Here is a 12,204-nt window from a genome sequence, read left to right on the forward strand (position 1 = left end):
ATTCTATGCCCATTTCCCTTCACATCATCGTCACACCACTTCTCCATGACGAAATAAAATAGACTCGCCTGAGTTCATTTTTTGCCACTCTTCGTCGTTAGTTAAGGGCCGTGTCGCGATTACTGTAACAATGTCGTTGGGGGTTGTTTCTTGTTGAAAGTCGACCATCATTTCTGCATCGATTAACGTTGCTTTGCCGAACGGTGCTTTGCGAGTTATCCAATGCAAATTATTTGAACAATATGCTAGCACGTACACGCCGTCAGTCAGTAACATATTGAAAACACCCATTGCTTGTAATTGACTGCACAGCTTTGCAATATAACGAAATGCAGACTTCATATTTTTAGGTTTTGTAGGGTACTTTTCTTTGACTTCACTTAATAGCCAGCAAAAAGCCAACTCGCTGTCGGTGTTACCAATTGGGTGGAAGTGTTTGGTTGTTAATGATTTATAACCTGTTAATTGACCATTATGCGCATAGGTAAAACTTCTTCCCCACAATTCTCGAGTAAAGGGATGGGTATTTTCTAAACATACTCGTCCTCTATTCGCTTGCCGAATATGGCTAATTACAGCGCAACTTTTGATCGGATAAGACTTCACAAGTTTTGCAATTTCAGACTCAAAACTAGGAAGTGGATCTTTAAATGAGCGGCATCCCTTTCCTTCATAAAAGGTAATTCCCCACCCATCTTTATGTGGGCCAGTATTACCACCACGTTCAAGCAAGCCTGAAAAGCTAAAACAAATATCTGTTGGCACATTGGCCGACATTCCTAACAATTCACACATCTTTTTTTCCTAACTGAACGTATTAATAATACTTAGGTGTGTTCTTTAAACTCAAGTTGAGCAAATAAAAAGCAACCCGTAAGAACATTTTATTTTAATTCGTTAAACCTATAGTACAAATGATTATTTAGCTTGAAAGTTTACAGAATTCATTCTACTCTATTACTAGTGGTCTGACCTCTAAAAACTGGAGAAATTATGATAACAGCAATTTGGTTTCTGTCTTTCATCCTTATTTGTGGATATTTGGCATATAACCGTTCTAACCTAACGACATTTACAATTTGTACTGCCATCTTAATGATTGTAGGCACCGTATTTGACGTTGTTTCCATCATTGGCTGGTTAGTGTATTTAGCGATAATGGTACCTTTTAACCTGACAAATATTCGTCAGCAATACATGACTAAGCCATTACTTAAAATGTATCGCAAAATCATGCCTGAGATGTCTCAAACAGAGCAAGAAGCACTAGATGCTGGGACAACTTGGTGGGAAGCCGACTTATTTAGAGGCAACCCAGATTGGCAGAAAATGCACAATTACACAGCACCTCGTTTATCTTCTGAAGAGCAAGCTTTCCTAGACGGCCCTGTTGAAGAGTTATGTGGCATGCTAGACGAGTGGGAAATCACTCATGAACATGCGGATCTTCCTGATCACATCTGGCAGTACCTCAAAGACAATAAATTCTTTGCGATGATTATCAAAAAAGAGTTTGGTGGCCTTGAATTTTCTGCTTATGCACAGTCACAAGTATTACAAAAAATTACGAGTAAAAGCACCGTTGCAGCAAGTGTTGTAGGTGTACCAAACTCTTTAGGCCCTGGTGAGCTACTTCAGCACTATGGTACCAAAGAACAACAAGATCATTACTTACCACGCCTTGCCCAAGGTAAAGAAATTCCTTGTTTTGCATTAACCAGCCCAGAAGCAGGTTCAGATGCTGGCGCAATACCTGACTTTGGTATTGTATGTAAAGGTGAATGGGAAGGTAAAGAAGTACTTGGTATGAAGCTTACATGGAACAAGCGTTATATAACACTTGCCCCTGTAGCAACTGTACTTGGTCTTGCATTTAAACTATACGACCCTGAAAAGCTAATTGGTGATGAAGAAGATTTAGGCATTACTTGTGCTCTAATCCCTACTGACACAAAAGGCGTAAAAATTGGCCGTCGTCACTTCCCGCTTAACGTACCGTTCCAAAATGGTCCTACTCAAGGTGAAGAAATCTTTGTGCCTCTTGATTACATCATTGGTGGTACAGAAATGGCAGGTCAAGGCTGGCGTATGCTAGTTGAATGTTTGTCGGTTGGTCGTGCAATTACATTGCCTTCAAACAGTACTGGTGGCATTAAAGCAATGGCATTAGCAACAGGTGCATACAGCCGCATTCGTCGCCAATTCAAACTTCCAATTGGTAAAATGGAAGGTATTGAAGAACCAATCGCACGCATTGGCGGGTATGCCTACCTTGCAGATGCAGCAACAACAATGGGTACAGCAGCAATAGACGCTGGTGAAAAACCATCTGTTATTTCAGCTATTGTAAAATATCACATGACTGAGCGCATGCGTGAAACCATGATCGACGCGATGGACGTTCACGGCGGTAAAGGTATTTGTATGGGCCCAAATAACTATTTAGCTCGTGGCTACCAAGGTGCGCCAGTTGCTATTACGGTTGAAGGTGCGAATATTCTTACCAGAAATATGATTATTTATGGTCAAGGTGCTATTCGTTGTCATCCATATGTATTAGCTGAATTAGACGCAGCTAAAATTAAAGATGATCGTGAAGCGGTTAAAGCCTTTGATCGTGCGTTATTTGGTCATATTGGATTTAGCATCAGTAACTTCTTCCGTTCATTCTGGTTGTCGCTTACAAACGCTAAGTTCATTGGTGCGCCTTATAACGACTCAACTAAACGTTATTATCAACAAGCATCACGTTTTAGTTCAGCACTTGCATTTACATCTGACATTGCAATGGCAACGTTAGGTGGCAACCTTAAGCGTAAAGAGCGTGTATCTGCACGTTTAGGCGATATTTTAAGTGCACTTTACTTAACATCTGCAACACTTAAGCGCTTTAATGATGAAGGCCGCCAAGCTGAGCACAAGGTGCTTATGCAATGGGCAGCTGAAGATAGCTTATATAAAGCACAAGATGCCTTGTATGAACTAACAGAAAACTTCCCTAATCGCTTAGTTGGTAAGTTCCTTAAATTAGTGTTATTCCCATTAGGTAAAACACTGCAAAAGCCTGCTGATACGTTAGATCACAAAGTAGCTAGATTCTTGCAAACGCCTTCTGAAGCGCGTACAGCGTTAGCACGCAATATCTACCTAACGCGTGAAGATAACAACGCAATTGGTATGCAAGAACAAGCGTTAGACGACATTATCGCGTCAGAGCCAATTTTCGACAAAATCTGTCTGGGCCTTGGTGAGAAGCTACCTTTCTACCGTCTTGGTGAAGTAGCCGATAAAGGTTTAGCTGCTGGTATCATTACCGACAAAGAAGCTGCACTTCTTCACAGAGCTGAAGAAGGACGTTTACGCTCTATTAATGTAGACGACTTTGAGTCTGACTACTTAAAAGGCGGTCAAGTTGGTAAAGACAAGAAAAAGAGCAGCAAGTCTGACTCTAAAGCAGCGTAATAGCCTTAACTAAATAGTCTATTAGGTTTCCAACCAACGTAAAAAGCACTTCATTTTTGAAGTGCTTTTTTTTATAAACATAAGCCTTTAGCCTACTTCCCTACGACATCTAACTTTCTTAGCTATACTAACCTTTCCTCATTCATTCTTAACAACACGTTTTAATTTCATAAGGCGAACGATATTGAATAGTAATGCAAGCTGGATCACCTTCGTGGCGCGAGCAGGGTATGGCGCTAAGTGTGTTGTTTATAGCATTTTAGGATTATTCACCATTCTGGCTGCCTACGGTTCGGCAAGCACTGAGGATGTGTCAAAAGAGAATGTATTTAAAGAAATTTTAAGCCAACCTTTTGGAAGGTTACTTCTTACTATTTTAGCAACGTGCTTATTTTGTTACACATCATGGCGCTGGATACAAGGACTGTTAAATCCAGAAGGTTTAGAAAATAATAAACCTAAAGCTATTTTTACACGGGCTTTCTATTTCATCTCTGGGTTACTTTATGCCTCAATCGGTATATTGGCGGTAAACATGTTGCTGGGTAGCAATGATAAAAATTCGAGTACTAGCCAATCTATGGCAGGAAGATTAATGCAAGAAGCTTGGGGACAGTGGCTAGTGGCCGCACTTGGTGGAGTGATAGTGATATTTGCACTTTTACAATGTAAACATGCCTTTAAAGTCGACTTTATGGATAAATTTGTGACTGATGACATGAGTAGTCACGAAAAAAATATCACTCGAAAAGTAGGCATATTAGGCTTTGGCGCGAGAGGTTTGGTGTACTGCATTGTGGGTGGCTTCTTTATACAAGCTGCCATTTTGCATGATCCAAACCATGCAGGTGGCTTAAAAGAGGCGCTTGATACATTATTAGCACAACCCTACGGTATATGGTTGTTAGGTTTAACAGGTTCAGGACTGCTTGCGTTTGGTATTTTTTGTGGTTTTGAAGCGCGTTATCGCAAAACTTAATTCGACAACTTAACTGAGCACAGCATTTACCCTGAAACTTTGCTATTATGCAGCCTGCAATTTTCATCACACCCTCATTTATATGGGTAACGAATTAAGCTTACGCTAATTATCTTCAGGAACCATAGTGAACAATAACGATATATTACGCCGCCTTCGATTTAGCTTCGAATTTAATGACAAAAAAATGATTGCTTTATTTGCCTCTGCTGGGCGAGATGTCACTCAGCAACAATTAAAAAGTTGGCTAAAAAAAGAAGACGACCCTGAGTTTGTTAATTGCACTGATAATCAGCTGGCTTACTTTTTAACTGGCTTAATACACGAAAAGCGTGGAAAACAAGATGGTGAGCAACGTCCTGTAGAAAAAAAACTAACGAATAATATCATTCTTAATAAACTTAAGATTGCACTCAATTTAAAAGCAGAAGATATTGTCGCCATGCTTTCCTCAGTCAATTTCTCAATGAGCAAAGCTGAATTAACTGCGTTTTTTCGTAAACCAGATCATAAACATTATCGTGACTGCAAAGATCAGGTGTTAAGAAACTTCTTACAAGCGATTCAGCATAAATACCGCAAATCTCCTTTGCCTAAGTCTCGTGAGCAAGCTGAAGATGAAGCTGCACAATCTGCGTACCAGCAATTTAAAGCTAAACCTGCTAAAAATACTGATGAAAACCAGCAAGCTGAGCAAGTTAGAAAAACACAGTCAAAACCCTCAAAGATGTATGTAAACCCTAATGCAAAAAAGAAGCAGAAGTCAGACAGAAACGTTCTTAAATTGAAGTCTTCTGATAAATAATGATGCGATGAGGTTTTGTTGACGCTTGTTTTCGACAACCTCATCACATTTTTGTAGTGTTACCCTTAATGCTAACGTAGCTAAGACGTTATGATTATTTCCAAAGGTCAACAAGCGATATGAGCGTGAACACTACAACCTATTTTTCAACGATTGTTTGAGAATACTACTTTAATTAACTATTTAATATTGTTAGATTATCTATAGTAGTAACAAAGGATGTATGAATAAATGGAAATAATTACAATCAGCAACGCTAAACAACTTCAATTTTACTTATCCCCACTTAGCAACTTATTATTTGATTGTGTTACTACAGGAGCCTCTATTGGCTTTACCCTTCCCTTTAGTTTAGAAGACGCAATGAAATATTGGCAAAGCATTGCCAATGATCTCGAGCAACGTAATAAAATTTTATTAGTTGCCATTATCGATAATCAGTTGGTTGGTTCGGTACAATTAAGTCTTTGCATTAAAGATAATGCGCGACACCGAGCAGAAGTTGAAAAACTGATGGTTTTATCAACCGCAAGAGGAAAAGGGGTTGCTAAGGCTCTGATGATAGAGCTTGAGTCATACGCACAACGCTCAAACAGGTATTTATTAGTATTGGATACGCGTGTGGGTGACATTGCGTCAATTCTCTATCAAAAAATTGGCTATATAGCCGCAGGGACAATTCCTAACTTCACCGTAGACTCTAATAATAACCACGAAGATACGTGTTATTTTTATAAAAACATAAACTACTCATAACGTTAGTGCTTTTAACGTTTTAAAATTTCGATGACAATTTAAAATCACGATGACAAGGTCGAACAAACCTAACTTAGCGTTATTCGACTTCGACGGTACGCTAACAACAACTGACACGTACTCAACATTTATTAAGCGCATACTTAATAGCAGTCCATATACTGCCAAAACCATTTGGCGAAAACTATGTGTTATACCTGTTTTATTTTGCTACAAGTTAGGGTTAATATCTGCCACTCACGCACGCGTAAAAAGCTCCTTTATCGTACTTAAAGGGCTATCAACAAGTACTGTGGAAGAAACCGCATTACAATATGTTGATGACTTATTTCCACACATTATTAGGCCAGAAATTTACGAGTGCCTGCAGCTACACAAACAGCAAAACGATACTGTAGTTATTGTATCTGCTTCACTCGATGTGTACCTAAAAGTATGGTGTAAACGCAATAACCTAAAACTACTGTGTTCGCAGCTAGAAACCGCACACTTAAACACGAACGATGAAATTTATACAGGAGAGTATTTAGGCGCCGACTGCTGTGGTGAAGAAAAAGCTCGAAGAATACAACAACACTTCCCTCTTCATCAATACAACACAATTTATGCCTATGGCGATACGCCTGAAGATTATCCCATGCTATCTCTTGCGCACCATCACGTTTATCAAGGCAACAATTTAAATCGCATAAAATCGTTAATTTCATCCAAATTAAGTTAAAATAGCTGAGTTCAAAAATTATTTAATGCGAGAAGGTCTCAAGCATGCAATCTATTGTGTTAGCCACTGGCAACAAAGGTAAAGTAAAAGAATTAGGCGAAATGCTTTTCTCTTTAAATATCAACGTTATTCCACAAAGTGATTTTGATGTACCTGAAGTTCCAGAAACGGGCACTACTTTCGTTGAGAATGCCATTATTAAAGCACGTCATGCTGCGAAGATAACTAGATTACCCGCTATTGCAGATGACTCTGGTATCGAGGTTGATGCACTAAATGGCGCACCTGGCATTTACTCTGCGCGTTATGCAGGCAGTAATGCGAGTGATCAAGATAACATCGAAAAACTCCTTGAACAGCTTAAAAATAACGAAAACAGATCTGCACGTTTTCAATGTGTGTTGGTTTATATGCGCCACGCCGACGATCCAACCCCAATAATCTGTCAGGGCACATGGGAAGGCACAATTACTCAAGCTCCTAGTGGTTTAAGTGGATTTGGTTATGATCCTGTATTCTGGGTAGAAGACCAACAATGTACGTCTGCTGAATTAGCGCCTGAAGTTAAAAATGGCCTTAGCCACAGAGGTCAAGCCCTAAAACTATTACTTAATAAGCTGCGTGCACAAACAGCAGCACTTGCTAAAGAAAGTAATTAGCAAATGCCTGCTATGTTAACGCTTCCTCCGCTTAGTCTTTATATCCATATTCCGTGGTGTGTTCAAAAATGTCCTTATTGCGACTTTAATTCACATGGTTTAAAAAATAAGGGTACCCAGAGCATTCCTGAATCAGCGTATATTCAGCATGTTTTGGATGACTTAAAGCAAGATCTAAAATATGTACAAAACAGAAAGCTGTATTCCATTTTTATTGGTGGAGGAACGCCCTCATTACTTAGCCAAGCAGCAATGAAAACGTTACTTGATGGGGTTCAAGCATTGATCCCTTTTGAGTCAGATATTGAAATAACCATGGAAGCTAACCCTGGCACATTGGAAACAGAAAAGTTTCAAGGATTTCAACAAGCCGGTATCACTCGCATGTCGTTGGGAGTTCAAAGTTTTCAAGAACAAAAGTTGTCTGCGCTAGGTAGAATTCATGATAAGCAGCAAGCCATTGATGCGGCTAAGTGGGTGAATCAAATTGGGCTTAACAGCTTTAACCTTGACTTAATGCACGGCTTGCCAAACCAATCTATTGATGATGCGCTATCTGACTTGCAACACGCAATAGATTTAGCGCCACCGCATTTGTCTTGGTATCAACTTACGCTAGAACCAAATACGCTGTTTTATTCTCAGCCCCCCGTGTTACCAAAAGACGACACCTTATGGGACATTCAAGAACGTGGCCACGCTTTATTGCTCGCCAATGGTTATGAGCAGTATGAAGTGTCGGCATACAGTAAGCCAGATTACCAGTGTAAGCATAATTTAAACTACTGGCAGTTTGGTGATTATCTTGGAATTGGATGTGGCGCGCATGGCAAAATAACCCTGCCGCAACAAAATAAAATCATCCGTACGAGCAAAGTTAAGCACCCAAAAGGCTATATGGATTTAACTAAGCCTTATTTGTATGAACAGCAAGAAATTGCAGAAAGTGATCGTCCATTTGAGTTTTTCTTAAATCGTTTTAGATTATTTTCACCTTGTGATCTTAATCAATTTGAGCAATATACAGGCCTTCCTTCTAGCCATGTTTCTTCTATACTGGAACAAGCTCAAACCAAACAGTTAATCACAGTTAACAACAACATAGTGACCTTAACACAACAAGGCCGCTGGCATTTAAACACGCTTTTAGCGCTATTTATGTAAAACTTTACTGCAACATCGCTTTTTTATAAGAAAACTTACATTCTTTTAATTCATATAGTGGCTTTGGTCAGATAGTATGTTGCAGTGTTCAAAATAATAATTATTAGATTGTATGGAGTAAATCATGTCTACCAAATTAAGCCTTGCTGCACTAGCTGTATCTGCTGCACTGTTAAGTGGTTGTGGCGACGAGACGGTTGATAACACATCAACGTCAGCGCAAACAGCCCAAGCTACTGAAGCTAAAGCATCAAAAGAAAATGTGAAGCAATCAGAGTCAGAAAAAGCCAATGCGTTATTCGAACAGCTTTTTAACGAAACTGTTATGCGTAGCCCAATGTATCAATCTTACCTAGGCATTAAAGATGACTATGATAAGTGGGACGATCTTTCAGAAGAAAACGAGAAAAAAGAACACCAAATCGCGATTGAAAATTTAGAAAGAGTTAATCAAATTGATGAATCTAAATTAGATGCTCAAACAAAAGTAAGCTTGACGCTAATGAAGCAGCAGCTTAAGAATGACATTGCTGACTTCAAATGGCGCGATTACGATTACCCGCTAAATCAAATGTTTGGTTATCATTCACAAATTCCATCAATGCTAATTAACCAGCATGGTATTGAAGAAGTTAAAGACGCGGAAGCCTACATTGCCCGTTTAAATGCCATCCCTACGCTTTTTGATCAAGTTATTGATGGTCTAGAGCGTCGTGCCAACGTTGGCATTATTGCGCCAAAATTTGTTTACCCGTATGTTATTAGCGATAGCCAAAATATTATTACAGGTGCGCCATTTACTAAAGGTGAAGCAAGCACACTACTAGCTGATTTCAGCAGCAAAGTAAATAAGCTTGAAATTGACCAAGCGAAAAAAGATGAGCTGATTAACCAAGCCAAAAAAGCGTTAGTAGATAGCGTTAAACCTGCTTACGAAAAACTCATTGCTAGTGTTCAGAATATTGAGAAAAAAGCTGACAATAAAGACGGTGCATGGAAGTTTCCTGAAGGCGATGCGTTCTATAACAATGCCCTTGCAAGAACAACCACAACAGAGTTAACTGCAAAAGAAATTCATGACATTGGCTTGAAAGAAGTTGCGCGTATTCATAATGAAATGCGCCAAATAATGAAAAAAGTAGACTTTAAAGGCGACCTGCAAGCATTTTTCGAGTTCATGCGTACCGACTCACAGTTCTACTACCCTGAAAACGAAGAAGGTAAAGCACGTTACTTGCGTGAAGCCACTGCGATGATTGACAATATGAAAGCCCGTTCAGACGAACTTTTTATTGTTAAACCAAAAGCCGATTTAACGGTTAAAGCAGTAGAAGCGTTCCGTGAAAAGTCAGCAGGTAAAGCCTTTTATCAGTCGCCTTCAATGGACGGCAGCCGTCCTGGTATTTATTATGCCAACCTGTATCGCATGAGCGACATGCCAACCTATCAAATGGAAGCACTTGCTTACCACGAAGGTATTCCAGGACATCATATGCAGTTAGCTATTGCTCAAGAGTTGGAAGGCATTCCTAAGTTTAGAAAGTTTGGTGGTTACACGGCATACATTGAAGGCTGGGGCTTATACAGTGAGCTTGTGCCTAAAGAAATTGGCTTATATGAAGACCCATACTCAGACTTTGGTAGACTAGCAATGGAACTATGGCGCGCGTGCCGCTTAGTGGTTGATACTGGTATCCACGCTATGAAATGGACACGTGAAGAAGGCATTGATTATTACGTAAATAATACGCCTAATCCAAAGCCAGATGCAGTGAAAATGGTTGAGCGTCACATTGTAATGCCTTCGCAAGCAACCGCTTATAAAATTGGTATGCTGAAGATTTTAGAGCTGCGTGAAAATGCGAAAAAGCAAATGGGCGACAAGTTTGATATTCGTGAATTCCACGACGTTATCTTGAAAAACGGGGCATTACCATTAAATGTACTTGAAGACTTTGTTGACGAGTATATTGCAAGCAAATAACATGTAAATTGACTTATGCCCTTACTTATTCATCTAGTAAGGGCATTTTTACATTCAACTAGCTCTACAACTCGTTTAACAATCAACTCTACATCCAGCAACCAGCTAATTAGGTATAGGCCTTATATGTCGAACATCGTTTACATTGCCACTAGCCTTGATGGCTACATAGCCGACAAAAACAACCAAATTGATTGGCTACATGACTTTCCAAACCCTGATGGTTCAGACTTCGGTTTTAGCCAATTTATGGCTGAAATAGATGCATTAGTGATGGGAAGAAACACATTCGAAATGATTTTAAGCTTTGATTGCGATTGGCCATACTCAAAACCCGTTTTTGTACTGAGCAATAGCCTTTCATCAGTGCCTGAAGCTTACCAAGATAAAGTATCATTACTTAAGGGTGAACCGAATAACATCGTTAAAACGCTAAATGAAAAAGGCTTTAATAATCTTTACATTGATGGTGGCGCAACTATTCAGCACTTTTTAAAAGCAGACATGATTGATAAACTTATCATCACGACTATTCCAGTAGTGCTTGGTGGCGGTATACCTTTGTTTTCAGAATTGTCGGCCCCCATAAAGTTTAGGCATGTTAAATCTGAAAGGTATCTAGATTACCTTGTAAAAAATCATTTTATTCGAGAAAAATAAACTTAATGCTAAATCTAAAAAAACAAAGAACAAATCGTAGAGTTAAATTAGTGCTGATGATTCTTTCCTTACCGTTTGCACTAAGGCTAATAGAATATTTTGAAACGTTAATAGACGAGCTAACCGGTCATGAAATACCATTTCCAATCATGATATTTTTTATTAGTGCCATACTTACCGTTGCAATTTGGATGTCTGTTTTTAGGATTGTAAACAAACTGACACCAGCAAGTTGTGAAAGAGAGGGTTGCCAAGGTAGCGCCGATTTAATTATGACAGGAAGGTTTAAACCAGACTTATTTAAGTGCCGAACCTGCAACCTTGAAACTGAAGCCAGATGAATACATCAAGCGTTGATAACCTCACAAAACTAGCCGATTAACGCTAGCAGTTATACGGCTTAATATGGCTAGTTTTCATGCTCTCTGCAAATTAGTGATATGTCATTTAACGTTAAAGGCACTTTTACCAAATTACAATAATAACTGCCGTCCTCAAGCTTTCTATTGTGTTTACAGCTATGGCAAACACCAAACGTTTTCATATTATTTGTTTGAATGATTGCTTTCAGCAATGTATTAAGAGCCTGTGAAATCTGCTCTTTATTACTTTCTGAGAGCTGATCACACGCATTTACAAATAACTCACTTGGAATAACTTCACCAAGTAGCGCTATTCCAGTAGCCGTCACTGCTAAATGCGTGGTTCGTTTATCATTCTCATCTGCAATCTTCTCAACTAAACCTTTTAAAACCAATGTTTTTATAGATTGTGAAACCGTTCCTTTCGTTTGCCCCAAATACTCAGTCACCGCCATCGGCGTGTCAGAGTATTTATTACATGTAGAAAGATAATGCAAAATCTCTAACTGAACAGGTTGCAAACCATGTTCAGCTCCTGCTTTTCTTGCTCCTACTTTAAGCAACTCACTAAGTCGCTCAACGGATTTGTATAACTTGATCGTATTCATAAACAAATAGTATCGACTAAGAACAAGCTTGACAACCCTAAAAT

12 protein-coding genes are annotated in these 12,204 nt (G+C 39.1%); 10 read left to right on the forward strand and 2 right to left on the reverse strand.

What is annotated here, in order from left to right; all coding sequences use genetic code 11:
• Positions 1-30 precede the first annotated feature (30 nt).
• Positions 31-795, reverse strand: a complete 765-nt coding sequence (locus HUU81_RS11210; RefSeq protein WP_199609037.1) for a class II glutamine amidotransferase — start codon at positions 793-795, stop codon at positions 31-33.
• Between the two features lie 198 nt (positions 796-993).
• On the opposite strand from HUU81_RS11210, the gene fadE reads away from it, so the two are divergent.
• The 10 genes from fadE (at position 994) to HUU81_RS11260 (ending at position 11,531) form a co-directional block, all read left to right on the forward strand.
• Positions 994-3,462 carry an acyl-CoA dehydrogenase FadE gene (gene fadE / locus HUU81_RS11215; protein WP_199609038.1) on the forward strand — a complete coding sequence of 823 codons (2,469 nt, stop codon included), beginning with the start codon at positions 994-996 and terminating at the stop codon, positions 3,460-3,462.
• Between the two features lie 184 nt (positions 3,463-3,646).
• Positions 3,647-4,441 (forward strand): DUF1206 domain-containing protein, encoded by a 795-nt coding sequence (locus tag HUU81_RS11220; RefSeq protein WP_199609039.1) that lies wholly within the window; start codon positions 3,647-3,649, stop codon positions 4,439-4,441.
• Positions 4,442-4,568: 127 nt separating this feature from the next.
• Positions 4,569-5,246 carry a YehS family protein gene (locus HUU81_RS11225; RefSeq protein ID WP_199609040.1) on the forward strand — a complete coding sequence of 226 codons (678 nt, stop codon included), beginning with the start codon at positions 4,569-4,571 and terminating at the stop codon, positions 5,244-5,246.
• A gap of 231 nt (positions 5,247-5,477) precedes the next feature.
• Positions 5,478-6,002 (forward strand): GNAT family N-acetyltransferase, encoded by a 525-nt coding sequence (locus tag HUU81_RS11230; protein ID WP_199609041.1) that lies wholly within the window; start codon positions 5,478-5,480, stop codon positions 6,000-6,002.
• A 49-nt stretch (positions 6,003-6,051) separates the two neighbouring features.
• Positions 6,052-6,723, forward strand: a complete 672-nt coding sequence (locus HUU81_RS11235) for an HAD-IB family hydrolase (protein ID WP_199609042.1) — start codon at positions 6,052-6,054, stop codon at positions 6,721-6,723.
• Positions 6,724-6,767: 44 nt separating this feature from the next.
• On the forward strand, positions 6,768-7,382 hold the full coding sequence (locus HUU81_RS11240; RefSeq protein WP_199609043.1) for an XTP/dITP diphosphatase: 615 nt from the start codon (positions 6,768-6,770) through the stop codon (positions 7,380-7,382).
• Positions 7,383-7,385: 3 nt separating this feature from the next.
• Positions 7,386-8,546: a radical SAM family heme chaperone HemW gene (gene hemW, locus HUU81_RS11245; RefSeq protein WP_199609044.1), complete on the forward strand. Its 1,161-nt coding sequence runs from the start codon at positions 7,386-7,388 to the stop codon at positions 8,544-8,546.
• Positions 8,547-8,670: 124 nt separating this feature from the next.
• Positions 8,671-10,530, forward strand: a complete 1,860-nt coding sequence (locus tag HUU81_RS11250) for a DUF885 domain-containing protein (RefSeq protein ID WP_199609045.1) — start codon at positions 8,671-8,673, stop codon at positions 10,528-10,530.
• Positions 10,531-10,656: 126 nt separating this feature from the next.
• Positions 10,657-11,190, forward strand: coding sequence for a dihydrofolate reductase family protein (locus HUU81_RS11255; protein ID WP_199609046.1), 534 nt, complete (start codon positions 10,657-10,659; stop codon positions 11,188-11,190).
• Positions 11,191-11,195: 5 nt separating this feature from the next.
• Complete coding sequence (locus HUU81_RS11260; protein ID WP_199609047.1) at positions 11,196-11,531, forward strand: hypothetical protein; 336 nt, start codon at positions 11,196-11,198, stop codon at positions 11,529-11,531.
• A gap of 68 nt (positions 11,532-11,599) precedes the next feature.
• Here the strand turns inward: HUU81_RS11260 and HUU81_RS11265 are convergent, their stop codons facing one another.
• The gene (locus HUU81_RS11265) at positions 11,600-12,160 is read right to left on the reverse strand and encodes a MarR family winged helix-turn-helix transcriptional regulator (RefSeq protein ID WP_199609048.1); all 561 of its coding nucleotides are present in this window, start codon (positions 12,158-12,160) and stop codon (positions 11,600-11,602) included.
• Positions 12,161-12,204 lie beyond the last annotated feature (44 nt).

The sequence above is a fragment of the Flocculibacter collagenilyticus genome (assembly GCF_016469335.1).
Taxonomy (GTDB): Bacteria; Pseudomonadota; Gammaproteobacteria; order Enterobacterales; family Alteromonadaceae; genus Flocculibacter; species Flocculibacter collagenilyticus.